This window comes from Thiosulfatimonas sediminis, from assembly GCF_011398355.1.
GTDB lineage: Bacteria > Pseudomonadota > Gammaproteobacteria > Thiomicrospirales > Thiomicrospiraceae > Thiomicrorhabdus > Thiomicrorhabdus sediminis_A.
This window is the reverse complement of the sequence record NZ_AP021889.1, coordinates 2,545,735-2,560,830: the sequence shown is the minus strand read 5'-3', so window position 1 is coordinate 2,560,830 and position 15,096 is coordinate 2,545,735. Positions and strand designations below refer to the sequence as shown.

Annotated in this window: 18 protein-coding genes; 10 read left to right on the top strand and 8 right to left on the bottom strand. The window is 46.6% G+C overall.

The annotated features are described in order from the left end of the window. The first annotated feature begins 41 nt into the window (after positions 1–41). Both HRR27_RS12035 and HRR27_RS12030 read left to right on the top strand, forming a co-directional pair. The gene (locus tag HRR27_RS12035) at positions 42–353 is read left to right on the top strand and encodes a helix-turn-helix domain-containing protein (RefSeq protein WP_173274080.1); all 312 of its coding nucleotides are present in this window, start codon (positions 42–44) and stop codon (positions 351–353) included. Further along, positions 346–1,560 (top strand): type II toxin-antitoxin system HipA family toxin, encoded by a 1,215-nt coding sequence (locus HRR27_RS12030; protein WP_173274079.1) that lies wholly within the window; start codon positions 346–348, stop codon positions 1,558–1,560. The genes HRR27_RS12035 and HRR27_RS12030 overlap by 8 nt, the downstream gene beginning before the upstream one ends. Before the next feature lie 138 nt (positions 1,561–1,698). Here the strand turns inward: HRR27_RS12030 and HRR27_RS12885 are convergent, their stop codons facing one another. Both HRR27_RS12885 and HRR27_RS12020 read right to left on the bottom strand, forming a co-directional pair. Beyond that, entirely contained in the window at positions 1,699–1,824 is a 126-nt protein-coding gene (locus HRR27_RS12885; RefSeq protein WP_243830845.1) for an Arm DNA-binding domain-containing protein, read from the bottom strand. A gap of 296 nt (positions 1,825–2,120) precedes the next feature. Continuing rightward, positions 2,121–3,020 (bottom strand): YicC/YloC family endoribonuclease, encoded by a 900-nt coding sequence (locus tag HRR27_RS12020; RefSeq protein ID WP_173274078.1) that lies wholly within the window; start codon positions 3,018–3,020, stop codon positions 2,121–2,123. A gap of 89 nt (positions 3,021–3,109) precedes the next feature. On the opposite strand from HRR27_RS12020, the gene rph reads away from it, so the two are divergent. Genes rph through HRR27_RS11995 form a run of 5 tightly spaced genes read left to right on the top strand, consistent with a single transcriptional unit; the run spans position 3,110 to position 8,011 of the window. Then, on the top strand, positions 3,110–3,844 hold the full coding sequence (gene rph, locus HRR27_RS12015) for a ribonuclease PH (RefSeq protein ID WP_173274077.1): 735 nt from the start codon (positions 3,110–3,112) through the stop codon (positions 3,842–3,844). A gap of 1 nt (position 3,845) precedes the next feature. Further along, a complete protein-coding gene (gene rdgB / locus HRR27_RS12010; protein WP_173274076.1) occupies positions 3,846–4,451 on the top strand; it encodes an RdgB/HAM1 family non-canonical purine NTP pyrophosphatase in 606 nt (201 codons plus the stop codon). Positions 4,452–4,479: 28 nt separating this feature from the next. Then, complete coding sequence (locus HRR27_RS12005) at positions 4,480–5,682, top strand: multidrug effflux MFS transporter (protein WP_173274075.1); 1,203 nt, start codon at positions 4,480–4,482, stop codon at positions 5,680–5,682. 9 nt (positions 5,683–5,691) lie between these two features. Further along, complete coding sequence (hemW, locus tag HRR27_RS12000; RefSeq protein ID WP_173274074.1) at positions 5,692–6,840, top strand: radical SAM family heme chaperone HemW; 1,149 nt, start codon at positions 5,692–5,694, stop codon at positions 6,838–6,840. 22 nt (positions 6,841–6,862) lie between these two features. Further along, positions 6,863–8,011, top strand: coding sequence for an AsmA family protein (locus HRR27_RS11995; protein WP_173274073.1), 1,149 nt, complete (start codon positions 6,863–6,865; stop codon positions 8,009–8,011). Between the two features lie 75 nt (positions 8,012–8,086). Here the strand turns inward: HRR27_RS11995 and trmB are convergent, their stop codons facing one another. After that, positions 8,087–8,845, bottom strand: a complete 759-nt coding sequence (trmB, locus tag HRR27_RS11990) for a tRNA (guanosine(46)-N7)-methyltransferase TrmB (protein WP_173274072.1) — start codon at positions 8,843–8,845, stop codon at positions 8,087–8,089. Between the two features lie 97 nt (positions 8,846–8,942). Here trmB and mutY point away from each other — a divergent pair, with 97 nt between their 5' ends. The 3 genes from mutY to HRR27_RS11975 are packed head-to-tail and all read left to right on the top strand — an operon-like array spanning position 8,943 to position 10,674. Further along, positions 8,943–10,019, top strand: a complete 1,077-nt coding sequence (gene mutY, locus HRR27_RS11985; RefSeq protein WP_243830844.1) for an A/G-specific adenine glycosylase — start codon at positions 8,943–8,945, stop codon at positions 10,017–10,019. Positions 10,020–10,038: 19 nt separating this feature from the next. Then, positions 10,039–10,308: an oxidative damage protection protein gene (locus tag HRR27_RS11980; RefSeq protein WP_173274071.1), complete on the top strand. Its 270-nt coding sequence runs from the start codon at positions 10,039–10,041 to the stop codon at positions 10,306–10,308. 51 nt (positions 10,309–10,359) lie between these two features. Further along, complete coding sequence (locus tag HRR27_RS11975; RefSeq protein WP_197905412.1) at positions 10,360–10,674, top strand: superinfection immunity protein; 315 nt, start codon at positions 10,360–10,362, stop codon at positions 10,672–10,674. Positions 10,675–10,757: 83 nt separating this feature from the next. Here the strand turns inward: HRR27_RS11975 and hemE are convergent, their stop codons facing one another. The 5 genes from hemE to trxA all read right to left on the bottom strand — a co-directional run bounded on the left by hemE (position 10,758) and on the right by trxA (position 14,962). Continuing rightward, positions 10,758–11,822, bottom strand: coding sequence for a uroporphyrinogen decarboxylase (gene hemE / locus HRR27_RS11970; RefSeq protein WP_173274070.1), 1,065 nt, complete (start codon positions 11,820–11,822; stop codon positions 10,758–10,760). Between the two features lie 123 nt (positions 11,823–11,945). Beyond that, positions 11,946–12,749, bottom strand: a complete 804-nt coding sequence (locus tag HRR27_RS11965) for a thermonuclease family protein (RefSeq protein WP_173274069.1) — start codon at positions 12,747–12,749, stop codon at positions 11,946–11,948. Positions 12,750–12,893: 144 nt separating this feature from the next. After that, positions 12,894–13,145 (bottom strand): type B 50S ribosomal protein L31, encoded by a 252-nt coding sequence (locus HRR27_RS11960; RefSeq protein ID WP_173274068.1) that lies wholly within the window; start codon positions 13,143–13,145, stop codon positions 12,894–12,896. 111 nt (positions 13,146–13,256) lie between these two features. After that, positions 13,257–14,513 (bottom strand): transcription termination factor Rho, encoded by a 1,257-nt coding sequence (gene rho / locus HRR27_RS11955; protein WP_173274067.1) that lies wholly within the window; start codon positions 14,511–14,513, stop codon positions 13,257–13,259. Positions 14,514–14,647: 134 nt separating this feature from the next. Continuing rightward, a complete protein-coding gene (gene trxA, locus HRR27_RS11950) occupies positions 14,648–14,962 on the bottom strand; it encodes a thioredoxin TrxA (protein WP_173274066.1) in 315 nt (104 codons plus the stop codon). Positions 14,963–15,096: the final 134 nt, after the last annotated feature.

The window sequence follows — 15,096 nt, the reverse complement described above, 5'->3', positions numbered from 1 at the left end:
GTATATAATTATTCTTATGTGATGCATTGAGGTATATCGAAATGAGCTATGTAACAGAGCAGATACTAGAAAGTCTTCGAGAAGCTCGGCTACGAAAGGGCTTTAGCCAGAGAGAGCTGAGCGCGCGTTCGGGTGTGCCTCAAAGCCATATATCGAAAATCGAGTCTGGCGGCGTTGATTTAAGAATGTCCAGTTTGATTGCACTTGCCCGTGTACTCGACCTAGAGCTATTTGTCGCACCAAAAAAATCGGTACCTGCCATTAAGTCGATCATTCGAAGCAGCCAAGGGAGCATCGACGAAGGTGAGTCAATGTCGCCTGCATATCAGTTAGAGGAAGACGACGATGACTAATCATGTTTCTACGCTCAAGGTGTTGCTCTACGGTGAGCCCATCGCAACGATTACCAACGTGGGCAATGACAGAACACTTTTTGCCTTTATGGATTCGTACATTAATGACGACTTACGGCCAGCGTTGGGGCTTGGTTTTAAAGATGCACTGGGTGGCTTGCTGACTAACTTTAAACCGACCCAAACCAAGTTAACTCCGTTTTTTTCTAACCTTTTGCCAGAAGAAACCATGCGTTATTACCTGGCAGAGCGTGCCGGTGTGAACCCAGCGAGGGAATTTTTTCTATTGTGGGTACTAGGACAGGATTTATCAGGTGCGATCACGGTTGAACCAGCAGATGGTGAAGCCTTACCACCTAATGTGCATCAAGATATTGACGATGAGACGAAAATAGATGCTCCAATGCGTTTTTCATTAGCGGGTGTGCAGTTGAAGTTTTCAGCCGTTCAACAGGCAAACGGTGGCTTGACGATTCCAGCAACCGGTAAGGGTGGCTCTTGGATTGTGAAATTGCCATCGTCTCGATTTGACGCTGTGCCAGAAAATGAATATTCGATGATGGAACTGGCTCGAATGTTGGGAATGGATGTGCCGGAGACTCAGCTACTTCCCATTAACCAGATTGCTAATATCCCAGATGGTATTGGTAAATTTGGTGACAGTGCGTTTGTGATTAAGCGTTTTGATCGTGCAGGTGATCAAGCCGTACACATTGAAGATTTTGCGCAAGTGTTTGGCGTTTATCCTCAAGATAAATACAAAAAAGCCAGTATGCGCAATATTGCTCAGGTTATCGGCATCGAAGGTCAAGACAAGGACATCGCAGAATTTACACGCAGATTGGTGTTCAATACCCTAATTGGCAATGCCGATATGCATTTGAAAAATTGGTCTGTGATCTACAAAGACAAGCGCACTGCATCGATAGCACCTGCCTATGACTTTGTCTCGACCATTCCTTATATCCCGGATGATAGTGCGTCGTTAAAGGTTAGCCGTAGCAAGAAATTCAGTGATTTCACGCTGGACGAGTTATCACACCTAGCTGCTAAAGCCATGCTGCCAGAAAAATTGGTGTTAGATACTGCTAAGCAAACCGTGGCAGGTTTTCATGAGGTATGGGCGAAAGAAAAAGCGCATCTACCCCTTACCAAGTCAATGATTGAAGCAATCGAAACTCATTTACGAAGCATACCGCTACGCTAAATGAGAACCGACGCGTACAAAAATGCAGAGGCGTCGGTCATATTGGTTTGAAAGCTGTGTTTGAAAGGTATGTTTGATGACTTGTGTTGTCAATAAAAGCCCCTGTTGCCCCATTTCTTGGGGCGGCTCAAATTCCTCTTATTCACCTTGCTGAAGTTGTCGCTGCATTTTAGACGATTCAAGTCGAGCCTCTGCTAAGGTCATGCTTGGGTATTGGCCGAGCGCGGCTTCCCGTCCTCCGTTTAGGCTGGTATACCTTAGCATCTAATACGGCATGCCAGATTTTCTTACGCAAAAATATAGGCCATTACCATCACTGTATTTTTTGTTTGCTGTTGCGGTGCGACCATAAGACGGCACCTGAGTTGCGGTTAGTTTTGCCATCGTTTGTTACTCTATCTTCCTAAGAAATCGTCAAAATTTGCTCACCATTGCCCACCACTTAAACAGCAACTGGTAACGGACATCTGCAAACCGATTTGGACGGGGAAAATTAAAAAAGCCCTGTATTTACAAACAAATAACAGGGCTTTTAAGACATTCTTGGATGGGTAAAAAAACTATTCTATATTCTGCACCTGTTCGCGCATTTGTTCGATCAGCACTTTTAAATCGACGCTGGCTTGTGAGGTGCGGCTATCCACCGATTTTGAGCCGAGGGTGTTGGCTTCGCGGTTGAGTTCTTGCATCAAAAAATCCAGTCGTCGGCCCATCGGTTCGCCGCTGTTTAATACATGGCGAACCTCTTTGATTTGCAATGCCAGTCGATCAAGTTCTTCGGCGATGTCGATTTTTTGCGCCAGTAGGGCGATTTCTTGATGCAGACGTTGTTCATCCACATTGGTTTGCAGTGTTGCTAGGCGTTGGCGAGTTTTGCTGACTTGTGCGGCTTGAATGTCGCTTAATATCGGTTGCAAACTTTCGAGAATGGATTCGAGTGAATCACAACGCTGTTCGATAACGGTTTTTAAGGCACTGCCTTCGCGTGCGCGGTGGGCTTTTAAATCCTCAATCGCTTGTTCTAGCCCTGATAATAGCGCTTTGTCTAGCGCCTGATCGTCGGTGCTTAGTGGGTTGTTTTGTTCTTGCAGTACACCCGGCCACTGCAATATTTCCAGTGGGTTTAACGCGGTGGCTTCTGGTAGTTGCATCTGCACTTCACAAATGGCTTGGTTAAGGCTGTGTAAGGTCGCCATGTTGATTTGCATGCTGGCGGATGTGCTCTGTTTAATGCTTAGGCTGACATCAATTTTGCCACGTGCAAAATGCGCTTTTAGCTGCTGACGAATCGGCATCTCTAGGTGGCGTAAATTGTCATTCATACGAAAGTTAATTTCTAGATAACGCTGGTTGACCGAACGCAGTTCCCAAGCAAATTGAGTGTTGCTCTGCTCGTGGATAAAGTGATGCTGAGTGCGCGCGAAAGCGGTCATGCTGTATACAGATTGACAGGATTTCATTGTGTTTCCATTTTGGGGCTAAGTTTGCCTAAGCTGAATCGTTTATAATGCCGCCATTCTAAACTGATTAAACGCTTAAAGGACAGAGCATGAATGATAATCCGTGGAGCCGCCCAAGCGGACGTGCCGCCGACGAATTACGCGCGGTCACCATCACGAAGGATTTTACCAAGCACGCAGAGGGTTCGGTATTGATTACGTTTGGCGATACACAGGTGATTTGTAACGCCTCGGTGGAAAATTCTGTACCGCCTTGGTTGCGTGGCAAAGGGCAAGGTTGGGTCACTGCAGAATATGGAATGTTGCCGCGTTCTACCGGCACGCGGATGCGCCGTGAAGCGACGGCCGGTAAGCAAGGTGGGCGTACTCAAGAGATTCAACGTTTGATTGGCCGTTCGCTGCGTGCGGCTGTGGATTTAAGCAAACTCGGCGAGCGTACGATTTACATTGATTGCGATGTGATCCAAGCCGATGGTGGTACACGAACAGCTTCCATTACCGGGGCTTATGTGGCTTTAGGGATGGCGCTGGATAAATTAGTCGCCAACGGCAGCTTGCTTGAGTCGCCGATTGCGCAGCAGATTGCGTCGATTTCGGTGGGGGTTTATCAAGGCACGCCAGTGTTGGACTTGGATTATGCTGAAGATTCGAGTGCAGAAACGGATATGAACTTGGTGATGACCGCGCAAGGCACGTTTATTGAAGTGCAAGGCACGGCAGAAGCGGCACCTTATTCGATGGCTGAGTTGCAAGCGATGTTGGCATTAGGGCAAAAAGGGATTGCTGAATTGGTACACATCCAGCGCACCGCTTTGGAGGCTTAAGATGCAGCGAGTGGTTTTAGCCAGTGGCAATGCCGGTAAACTTAAAGAAATGGGGGAGATTCTCGCTCCTTATGGCTTTGATGTCGTTCCGCAAAGCGCTTTTTTTACAGAGGAAGCCGATGAGACCGGCTTGAGTTTTATTGAAAATGCGATTCTTAAAGCGCGTTTTGCCGCCGCCAAAAGTGGCTTGCCGGCGATTGCGGATGATTCGGGAATTGAGGTCACTGCTTTGCAGGGCAAACCAGGCATTTATTCGGCACGTTTTTCTGCCGGTGAAGTGACACAGGTCACCGATGAAAGCAATTTACAAAAACTGTTACGCGAGATGGATTCTGTGCCAGAGGGTGAGCGTCAGGCCAGTTACTACTGTGCGATGGCCTATGTGGCGCACGCGCAAGACCCGACGCCAATTATCGGTTTAGGGCGCTGGTATGGCGAAATTTTGCGCACTAAACGCGGTGATGGCGGTTTTGGTTATGATCCGATTTTTTGGTTGGATGAGTTTGCCAAAAGTGCGGCGGAATTAAGCAAAGCGGAAAAAAATCAAGTTAGCCACCGTGCGCAAGCATTAAATGCCCTTTTAATGCAGCTGCATCGCGGTGCATAAGTTGCCAAGTGCCAGTCAAACAAAATTGATGTCACCAATCTGGTTAATTTCCATGGTGGCGATTATCAGTATGCTGGCGCCTTTCACGATTGACACCTATCTGCCCTCTTTTCCGGCGATTGAAGCCGATTTAGGGGTTAGCCGTGCTTGGTTGACCCAAAGCCTGTCGATTTACTTAGGTTTTTTTGCTTTCGCAACTCTGTTTTGGGGGCCTTTATCGGACCGTTTTGGGCGGCGTAAAGTGGTGTTACTTAGCCTAAGCGGTTATCTGTTGGCATCCTTATTGTGCGCCTTGGCGCAAGATTATCACTGGTTGTTAATCGGTCGTGCTTTGCAGGGGGTGATGGCGGCTGGTAGTGTTGTGGCAAGTCGGGCGATGATTCGTGATTATTTTCGCGGCCATGAGGCGCAGAAAGCGATTTCGCTGGTGATGATGTTGTTCACGCTTGCGCCAGCAATCGCCCCGATTATTGGTGGTTGGTTGGAAGTGCATCTCGGTTGGCGTGCCGTGTTTTACTTTTTGGCAATTTACGCCTTGTTGGTGTGGGGCTTGTTTGGCTGGAAAGTGACGGAAACCTTGGCGCCGGAAGCGGTCCAGTCGATTCATCCACGTTCTTTGTTAACCGCTTATTGGCAGAGTTTGGCGCATCCCGTTTTCTTGCCTTTGGTGTTGTTACAAGGCTTGCTGATTGGTGGTTTTTTTGTGTATGTGGCGGCCTCGGCAAGTGTGATTTTTGATCATTTACAGTTGCAGGAACAGGATTTCTGGGTGTTATTTTTGCCGATGGTCAGCGGCATTTTGCTTGGCTCTTGGTTGTCGCACCGTGTGGCGCATCGCTTTACTGCCGCTAAATTGATTCAATTTGCGTTATTTGCCAGTTTTTTGGCGGTGATCAGCAATGTGACTTTGCAAGCGTGGCATTGGCAGCAACCATTTTGGGTGATTGCGCCGCTGTTGCTGTATGCTTTTGGTTTTGCTTTGGCGAATCCGGGTTTAAGTATTCTTGGGTTGGATTGTTTGCCGACTCGGCGTGGTATGGCCGCTTCTTTGCAGAGTTTGGTGCAGATGGGTATGGCCGGATTGGTCGCCGCAATGTTGGTGCCTTTGGTTCAGGATAGTTTGTTTTTGATGGCCAGCGCCCAAGCGTTAATGTTATTCAGTGCTGTGATTTTATGGCTTTTTGTGATTACCCGTAAACAATTCAAGCGTCTGCAAGAAGACGCTGCTTAGGAGCTTGGTGTGCAATTTTCTCAACCGCTACCGTTAAGTCTGTATGTGCATTATCCGTGGTGCATTCAAAAATGCCCGTATTGCGATTTTAATTCGCACACCCTTAAACATACGGTAGACGAAGCCGCTTATGTTGATGCCATGCTCAAGCAGTTGGAACAGACCTTGCCGCAAATTTGGGGTCGGCCAATTAAAAGTATTTTTTTTGGTGGTGGCACGCCAAGCTTGTTTTCGGAACAGGGAATTACTCATTTTTTGTCGCAGGCGCGAGCGCTTTTAGGGTTTAATCCGCAAATTGAAATAACACTGGAAGCCAATCCGGGAACCGTCGATTTTGAAAAGTTCGCCATGTTCCGCAAGGTGGGAATCAACCGTTTGTCGATGGGGATTCAAAGTTTTGACGATGAAAAACTCAAGGCGCTTGGGCGGATTCACTCTGCTGCGGAAGCGAAGTTAGCGATTCAAGCCGCGCAAGACGCAGGTTTCGATAATTTTAATTTGGATTTAATGTTCGCTTTACCACAGCAAACTTTAGCGCAAGCCATTGCCGATGTTGAGCAGGCTTTGGCGTTTTATCCGTCGCATATCTCTCATTATCAATTGACCTTAGAGCCGAACACGCCATTTTTCAAACAGCCGCCGCCATTACCGAATGATGATGCCGCTTGGGAGATGCAGGAAGCGTGTCAGAAAATATTGGTGCAAGCGGGTTATCAGCATTATGAAGTCTCAGCTTTTGCGCAGGCGGGTAAGCAGTCGCAACATAACCTTAACTATTGGAAGTTTGGTGATTACCTTGGTTTGGGCGCAGGGGCGCACGGCAAAATTACCATTGCGCCTCAAGGACAGGTTTTACGTACTCAAATGCCGGCCTCACCGGGGGGCTATGTGCAAGGTGTTCAGGCGGGGCAGTTTGGACGTACTACCGAGGTAGACGAGCAGGAGATTGTTTTTGAATTTATGCTCAATGCGTTACGTTTACAAGACGGTTTTGATTTACGTTTATTTACCCAACGTACCGGTTTAGAGCGGTCGCGGATAGCGCCTTATTTGGAAAAACTGCAAGCGCAGCAGTGGATTGTGCTTGATAACGAACATTTGTCGCTTACGCCTCGTGGCAAAGTGTATTTAAATAATGTCGTTAGCGCCTTTTTATAAGAAGCCGGATTAGGGGAGCAATATGGCAGCAACCAAAAAATGGATTAAACGCTTGGTTTTGATTTTAGCGATTATCCCTCTGCTGATTTTCTTGGCGTTTGTCGGTGCGATCAGCTTTATCGATTTTAATGGCTATAAGCCGCAAATTGAAAAAGAAGTAGCGGATTACACCGGCCGCGATTTTAAGATTGAGGGCAGTATTGACGTGTCGGTTATGCCGTTTGCGCTGTCTGTCGGTAAATCGATTTTGGCGCAACCAAAAGGTTTTGCGAACGATAAACCGCAGCTAACGGTTAAACAAGTAGAAATAGAGCTGTCGATGTGGCCGTTGTTATTGAGCAAGCGCTTGCAAGTCTTGAGTGTTGAATTGGTCGAGCCGCAGTTGCATTTGTTACGTAATGCGGCCGGAAAAGATAATTGGTCGGATTTGCCGCAGCTGTCGCGGTTAATCCCTCTGTTGCCGTCAGCTCAGCAAGCGATGCATGGCTCGCAAAATCCTTTGGCTAGTCCGTTTGTTGGCAGCGCGCACGCGCTTACGGAGGATTTGCCTTGGCATTTGCAAAGCTTGGTGTTAACCGATGCACTACTGCAATTAGACGACCAACAAGAGAACTTTAATGTGCAGTTAAGCCAGGTAAATCTGCTTGCGCTGGATCTTCAGCCTAATCAGTCGTTTCAGTTGCGCGCCGATTTTGCCTATCATCACAGTTTGTCACCACGTACGATCCATGCCAACATTACAACCCAGTTAGAAATTGACCCACAGTTGCAGGACTTTAAGTTCAGCGATTGGCAGGGATTATTGCAAATTGCTTTGAAAAAAGAGTTGGCAACGCCGCAGGTGCATTTGACCACCAAGGGCGCGGTGATGAAATTGAATCTTCAGAAAAAGCGCATTCAGATGGAACAGTTGAAGTTAGTGGGCTTGAATGGTGAGGTGCAGACCAATTTTACAGGCACGTTTGGCGCTGTTTTAGATTTGCAAGGTGAGTTAAGCGCGAATAAATTGAATTTACCCATGTGGGCAAAGCATTTAGCCTTACCACTGGCGCAGCAAAATGATCCGCAATGGCAAAGCGTGAACGGCGATTACCAATGGCAGTGGCGTAATCATCAGATTGAAATTAAGCCTTATCAGGCGGAGATGCTGTTAAAGCAAGACGGCCGCTAAGAACGAGGGTTGAGAAACTAAAAAACCGCCAAAGAATTTTTCTTGTGGCGGTTTTTTTATGCTGCAAGAGCGCCTTTAAATGCGTTCGAAAATTAAATCCCAAACGCCATGTCCTAAACGGTGGCCGCGTGCTTCAAACTTGGTCAGCGGGCGATAATCCGGACGCGCAGTGAACTGTCCTATGCCGCTTATATTGCGGTAGTTTGTAAGACTACTCATGACTTCCATCATGTGCTCGGCATAGTTTTCCCAGTCGGTTGCCATGTGGAACTGGCCGCCGATTTTTAGGTGCTTAGCAATATTGGTTGCAAAAGGGGCTTGTAGGATGCGGCGTTTGTGGTGGCGTTTTTTGTGCCATGGATCTGGAAAGAACAGATAAACCCCATCCAGCGAGTTAAGCGGGATGCACTGCTCAAGCACTTCAATCGCGTCATGGTTAAAGACGCGCACATTCTGTAGCTGTTTATCATCGATTAAGCGGAGCAGTGCGCCAACGCCGGGTTTATGGACTTCGATGCCGATGTAATTATTCTGTGGGTTGGCCTCGGCCATCTCAGCCAGGCTTTTGCCCATACCAAAACCGATTTCGACAATGGTCGGCGCTTGACGTGCGAAAACGTGGCTGAAATCCAGTAACCCCATCTTGACCTCTAAGCCGAACCTTGGCCAGAAATCTTCCAGTGCACGTTCTTGTGAGGCAGTTAACCGCCCTTGGCGTAAGGCAAAGCTGCGAATACGGGTGTTGTATTTTTCAGGCAAAGTTGTCTCATCAGAGTGGTTGTTGATGTTATCAGAAGTTAAATCGGTTGGCTTGTCTTGGCTGTGATCGCTCATGCTCAATTCCTAAGTAACGCTTTTGTGGTTAAGCTGTTTTACAATATGGCTTTTTTAATTGGCGCATTATAGCCCAAATGTAAGCAGGGGATTGGCTGTGAGTTTGTCGCCGGAACAGTTCTACCAAAGATTATTAGCGTGGTTTGATGATTATGGTCGCCATGATTTGCCGTGGCAACAGCAATTGAATCCGTACCGAGTATGGGTTTCGGAAATCATGTTGCAACAGACACAAGTGAGCACGGTGATTCCCTATTATCAGAAATTTATGAACGCGTTTCCGACAGTGCAGGATTTGGCGCAAGCCAGTCAAGAGGACGTGTTAGCGCACTGGGGCGGTTTAGGTTATTACGCGCGTGGGCGGAATTTACATAAGGCCGCTCAGATCATTGTCGCTGATTTCGGCGGTGAGTTTCCGACAAGCTTGGCACAAATGGTCGCATTGCCGGGAATCGGGCGCTCTACTGCGGGGGCGATTCTGTCGATTGCCTGCGCTGTGCGTCAGCCGATTTTGGATGGTAATGTGAAACGTGTTTTGGGGCGTTTTTATGCGGTTGAAACCTGGGCAGGTGAAAAGCAGACTGAAAATTGGTTGTGGGAAAAAGCGGAGCAGTTGACGCCGCCCGAGCGTTTTGCTGACTATACACAGGCGATCATGGATTTGGGGGCGACGCTTTGTACGCGCTCCAAACCGCAATGTGCGCTCTGTCCGGTGGCTCAGGGTTGCCAAGCCTTGGCACAAAATCGCGTGGCAGATTTTCCGATAAAGAAACCGAAAAAAGAGAAACCAGTTAAACAGGTCTATCTGCTGATGTTGCAGCACGAGGATGGGGCTTTGTGGCTTGAAGCGCGGCCGCAAACTGGGATTTGGGGTGGTCTTTGGTCTTTTCCTGAACTGCAAACTTGGCAAGAATGTGTCGACAGAGCGCAAAGCCAGTTAAGTTGTGCGGTAAGTTTGTTAAAATGGCAGCCATTTAGACATACCTTTTCGCATTATCATCTGGATATTACCCCGGTCTTCGCGCAGTTTTCACCCGGCATTGCTGAACCAAGCCGCGAATACACAGGCGCTAAGCCACTAGGACGCTGGGTTGCGATGAGTGATTTGTTGGATGAAAAACTCGGTGTGCCTGCGCCCGTGCAAAAGTTGGTTAAGCAATTACAAGATTACTAAATTGGATAGGAGAACGACGATGTCTCGAAAAGTACAGTGTGCAAAATTAGGTGAAGAACTTGACGGTTTGGACTTTATGCCGTTTCCGGGCGAGCTTGGTGAAAAAATCTACAACAGCGTTTCTAAAGAGGCGTGGAAACAGTGGCTTGCTCAGCAAACCATTCTAATTAACGAATATCGCTTGTCCAGCCTTGATCCAAAAGCGCGTAGCTTCCTACAAGAAGAGATGCAGAAGTTCCTATTCAATGATGAAGACATTGATATGCCGGATGAATTTAAAGCCTTGTGATTTGGTATTTGAAACTCAGGCATTGATACAAATTTTATAAAAGGTTTAGAGATGGAAGCATTTATTGGTTTTTTGGCAATTCTGTTTTTCATATTTATCTTTTTCCTACCAACAATTATTGCGGTAAATAGAGATTGTGACAATAAGGTAGCGATCATTGTCATTAATATTGTGCTTGGATTATTGTGGGGAATTGGATGGGTCGTTGCCCTTATTTGGGCATTGGTTGGCGATAAACGCGTGGAGAAAGTGGTTGTAAATAGTCATAGTTCCGTTGATGAACTCGAAAAGTTACACAAGTTAAAGCTGGAAGGCGCTATCACCGAACAAGAGTTTAATAATAAAAAAGCACAGCTACTAAAATAACTGCGACTAAGTTTTGTGACTAATAAAAAACGCCCGTTGGAATGATCCTTCGGGCGTTTTTTATCTCTAAGATTTGGAAAATCTTAAGCGTGATACTGACCAGATAACTCTGTCACCGCTTTGATGAAAGCACCTGCGTGTTCCGGATCCACTTCCGGATGAATGCCGTGACCAAGGTTAAACACATGACCAGAGCCCTTACCGAATTTTTCTAGAATATAACCGACTTCTTGACGGATACGTTCTGGTGACGCGTATAGCATAGATGGATCCATGTTACCTTGTAGCGCGACTTTATCACCAACGCGAGCGCGTGCTACGTCGATATCGGTTGTCCAGTCTAAACCAAGCGCATCACAGCCGGTTGCCGCCATCTCTTCCAGCCATTGACCGCCGCCTTTAGTGAATAGAATCACCGGCACTTTACGGCCATCGTTTTCACGTTTTAGACCGTCAACAATTTTGTGCATGTACTGTAGCGAAAATTCTTTGTAGTCGCGCGGAGTCAATACGCCGCCCCAAGTATCGAAAATTTGTACCGCTTGTGCGCCGGCTTCGATTTGTGCATTGAGGTATTGGATAACCGAGTCGGCCAGCACGTCCAAAATATGGTGCAGTGTGGCTGGTTGGTCGTACATCATCGCTTTGACTTTCGAGAAGGTTTTTGATGAACCGCCTTCAACCATGTAAGTCGCGAGTGTCCAAGGGCTACCGGAGAAGCCGATGAGTGGTACGCGTCCGTTGAGGTTTTTGCGAATGGTGCTAACTGCGTTCATCACGTATTGTAGGTCTGAACCCATATCCGGTACATACAGTTTTTTGGCATCTGCCATGCTGCGAATCGGTTTATCGAAAACAGGCCCTTCGCCGGTTTCAAAACGCAAGCCCAATCCCATTGCATCTGGAATGGTTAGGATGTCGGAAAATAGAATCGCTGCGTCCAGCGGGTAGCGTTCCAGCGGCTGTAGGGTGACTTCACAAGCCAGTTCGGCATTACGGCATAAATCCATGAAAGAGCCAGCTTGCCCACGAGTAGCGCGGTATTCTGGTAGATAACGACCTGCTTGACGCATCATCCAAACCGGCGTGCGGTCAACCGGTTCTCTTAATAAAGCACGTAAAAAGCGATCGTTCTGTAGTTCTGCCATGGCTCGGCCCTTTTAGTCTATGGAATTTTGCAAATCGGACTATTTTAGCCGAAAGGACATTCTTTACAAAACTTTAGGCGCGCGCTAAGCCTGAATAAGTGATTAAGATTTTTTATTGCGGAATTAATCTTTGTTGAGGGGGTTAAAAACATTAAAGGCGTAAGGATGGTCAACCAGCATATACATATGCCCTTTGTAAAGGTAGTTGTAACCGCGAACTTCGACTGTTTGGCCTTGAAGGGCTTTGAGTTTTTGATAGTCAAATTTATCCCAAACACGCTTGGGGATGCGGATGCCGGTAGTGTCGAAGTTGAGCATATAGAAATTGCCATTTTTTAGCACTTCTTTGATTTCGCCTTGCACGATTCGAAAGCCTTGGTCTTCGGTCACAATTTCAGAGCTTTTGACCAGAGGAAAGTGACTTTGTGGATTTTTTTGCAGCTGATCCCAAAGTTGATAACCTTGATTGCGCGCTTCTTGTTCAGCCGCATAGTAACAGTCGGCATAACGCAGATTGTCGTTTTCGGTTCGGTTGATGGCATAGCCTGCGCGAATCATCAATTGGTTAAGATTGCTGCCGTCTTTAAAGAAAATATGCGCTTGCTGGACACGGTTTTTATTGGCTCGTGTTTGGTCATACACAATCCCGATTTTTAAGTCATTGTTGGCCAGTAAGGTGTTTAAATGATTTTGTGCTTGTTTCGCGAGAGGTTCGCCAGGGGTGTGTAACTTATAGGTACGCTCGATTTGCGGTGCATATAGACCGATAAGATGTACGCGCTGATTTTGGATGATAATGGTCGAACCGTTAATGGCGTACTGCGCATCGACCCATAAATCCGGTTTGAAATTACTGCAATTTTGCTCAGCCGCCGACGCGCTGTGGGAAAAGAACATCGCAGTGAGTAGGACAAAAATGGTTTTCATGGATGACCTTAATTCAGAAATATTTTTATATTTAAGCAGGTTTTGTTTAATTTGCCACCTACTGAAATAAGTTTTGCTGAATTTTGGCCATAAAAAAACGCGGCATAAACCGCGTTTTTAGCAAAAGAAGCAGCGAGTCGTTGATTAACGACGACGACCGTACTTTTGTTTGAACTTCTCAACACGACCTTCCGTATCAACGATAGTTTGTTGACCAGTGTAGAATGGGTGAGAAGCGCTAGAAACTTCAATACGTACTAGCGGATAATCGTTACCGTCTAGAGTAATGGTTTCGCCAGAAGTTTTTTCAAGTGTTGAACGAGTTAGGAAAACCTCACCCGTTGAGATGTCTTGAAAAACTACGTCTTTATATTCCGGATGAATGTCTGCTTTCATAATGACGGTCCATTAATAATATTGTTAACTTTCGAAAGAAACGTGCATTATAGGGATTCAATCCATAATTGCAAGTTTCTTTTGTGGATTTATTGGCAAGTAATCAATGGGTTAGCGTTTCATTGCGCCGAATAACTCGCTGTTGGTTTTGGTAACCTTCATCTGATCGATTAAGGTTTCAATCGCCTCGACTTCGTTCATACCACTCATAAAGCGACGTAAAACCCAAATGTTTTGATACTCTTCTTGTTCCGTCAGCAATTCTTCCTTACGTGTACCAGACTTGGTAATGTTAATCGCTGGGAAGGTGCGTTTTTCTGCAATGCTGCGTGACAGATGCAGTTCCATGTTGCCGGTTCCTTTAAATTCTTCAAAGATAACCTCGTCCATTTTCGAACCGGTTTCAATCAAGGCGGTAGCGATAATGGTAAGTGAACCGCCTTCCTCGATATTACGCGCGGCACCAAAGAAGCGTTTTGGTCGGTGAAGGGCATTGGCATCCACACCACCGGACAGAATTTTACCTGAAGCCGGCGTTACCGTATTGTAAGCACGCGCCAAACGGGTAATTGAGTCCAGTAGGATAATGACATCCGTTTTGTGTTCTACCAAACGCTTGGCTTTTTCGATGACCATCTCGGCAACTTGCACGTGACGCGCCGCTGGCTCATCAAAGGTTGACGAAATGACTTCGCCTTTGACGGTGCGTTGCATCTCGGTAACTTCTTCCGGACGCTCGTCAATCAGTAGCACAATTAAATAGCAATCTGGATAGTTCTCGGCGATTGATTGAGCCATCTGTTGCAAAATCACGGTTTTACCTGATTTTGGCGGGGCGACAATTAAGCCACGTTGCCCTTTACCAAAAGGTGCCGCGATGTCGATAATTCGCGAAGTAATGTCTTCGGTAGAGCCATTGCCTAATTCCATGCGCAGACGCTTATTGGCGTGCAGCGGGGTTAGGTTTTCGAAAGCGATTTTTTTACGTGCCACTTCTGGGTCTTCAAAGTTGATTTTTTCAACTTTCAATAGCGCGAAATAACGTTCGCTCTCTTTTGGAGGGCGGATTTTACCCTGAATGGTGTCGCCTTTACGCAGGCCGAAACGACGAATTTGGCTTGGCGAGACATAAAGGTCATCTGGGCCGGCAAGGTAAGAACTGTCTTCGGTGCGCAGGAAGCCGAAACCATCCGGCAGGATTTCCAGAACCCCTTCACCGTATATGTCTTCACCATTTTTTGAATGCGCTTTTAAAATCGCAAAAATCATGTCTTGCTTACGTAAGCGAGCAAGGTTTTCCAGCTCCATTGAGTTGGCTAACTCAATTAATTCTGCGGCGGAACGTTTTTTTAAATCTAATAAATGCATAGGTCTATGTTCGATTGAGTTAAAGGCATTAGCTGTGAGGAGCAGCCGTAGCTGATAGTGAATAAAATAGAAGAGTTCGTGGAGGGGTTTACTCCCAAACCGCCAAAACAGGCCGGCTTGGAAGCTGTCAGAAATTAAAGGTTATCGTTAAGGAAATTGACCAGCTGCGACTTAGAAAGTGCGCCAACTTGGGTTGCATCCACTTCACCGTTTTTGAACAGCATAAGTGTAGGGATGCCGCGAACACCATATTTAGGTGGTGTTGTTGAATTTTCATCGATGTTTAATTTAGCAACCTTAACACGGCCTTCAAATTCGCCAGCGATTTCGTCTAGAATCGGCGCAATCATCTTACAAGGGCCACACCATTCGGCCCAAAAATCAACTAATACTGGTACGTCAGATTGTAGCACTTCCGCTTCAAAGTTCGCGTCGCTTGTAGAAATCATGGTTTCTCCTTCTGTTTTGTGTAGCCCCTTATGCAAATACACCTGACCCACAAATTTATGTTTTTGTTGGATTGGGGGGAAGTAGTGCGGAGCTTTTGTCTGAATTGACTATTTTGGATTTAAAAACGAGTGTT

Coding starts and splice junctions, on each gene's coding strand:
- rph (WP_173274077.1), top strand. CDS start 3,110: ATGAATGATAATCCGTGGAGCCGCCCAAGCGGACGTGCCGCCGACGAA.
- trxA (WP_173274066.1), bottom strand. CDS start 14,962: ATGATTTCTACAAGCGACGCGAACTTTGAAGCGGAAGTGCTACAATCT.
- HRR27_RS12035 (WP_173274080.1), top strand. CDS start 42: ATGAGCTATGTAACAGAGCAGATACTAGAAAGTCTTCGAGAAGCTCGG.
- HRR27_RS11980 (WP_173274071.1), top strand. CDS start 10,039: ATGTCTCGAAAAGTACAGTGTGCAAAATTAGGTGAAGAACTTGACGGT.
- hemE (WP_173274070.1), bottom strand. CDS start 11,822: ATGGCAGAACTACAGAACGATCGCTTTTTACGTGCTTTATTAAGAGAA.
- HRR27_RS12030 (WP_173274079.1), top strand. CDS start 346: ATGACTAATCATGTTTCTACGCTCAAGGTGTTGCTCTACGGTGAGCCC.
- HRR27_RS11975 (WP_197905412.1), top strand. CDS start 10,360: ATGGAAGCATTTATTGGTTTTTTGGCAATTCTGTTTTTCATATTTATC.
- rdgB (WP_173274076.1), top strand. CDS start 3,846: ATGCAGCGAGTGGTTTTAGCCAGTGGCAATGCCGGTAAACTTAAAGAA.
- HRR27_RS12005 (WP_173274075.1), top strand. CDS start 4,480: ATGTCACCAATCTGGTTAATTTCCATGGTGGCGATTATCAGTATGCTG.
- trmB (WP_173274072.1), bottom strand. CDS start 8,845: ATGAGCGATCACAGCCAAGACAAGCCAACCGATTTAACTTCTGATAAC.
- HRR27_RS11995 (WP_173274073.1), top strand. CDS start 6,863: ATGGCAGCAACCAAAAAATGGATTAAACGCTTGGTTTTGATTTTAGCG.
- rho (WP_173274067.1), bottom strand. CDS start 14,513: ATGCATTTATTAGATTTAAAAAAACGTTCCGCCGCAGAATTAATTGAG.
- HRR27_RS11965 (WP_173274069.1), bottom strand. CDS start 12,749: ATGAAAACCATTTTTGTCCTACTCACTGCGATGTTCTTTTCCCACAGC.
- HRR27_RS11960 (WP_173274068.1), bottom strand. CDS start 13,145: ATGAAAGCAGACATTCATCCGGAATATAAAGACGTAGTTTTTCAAGAC.
- HRR27_RS12885 (WP_243830845.1), bottom strand. CDS start 1,824: ATGCTAAGGTATACCAGCCTAAACGGAGGACGGGAAGCCGCGCTCGGC.
- HRR27_RS12020 (WP_173274078.1), bottom strand. CDS start 3,020: ATGAAATCCTGTCAATCTGTATACAGCATGACCGCTTTCGCGCGCACT.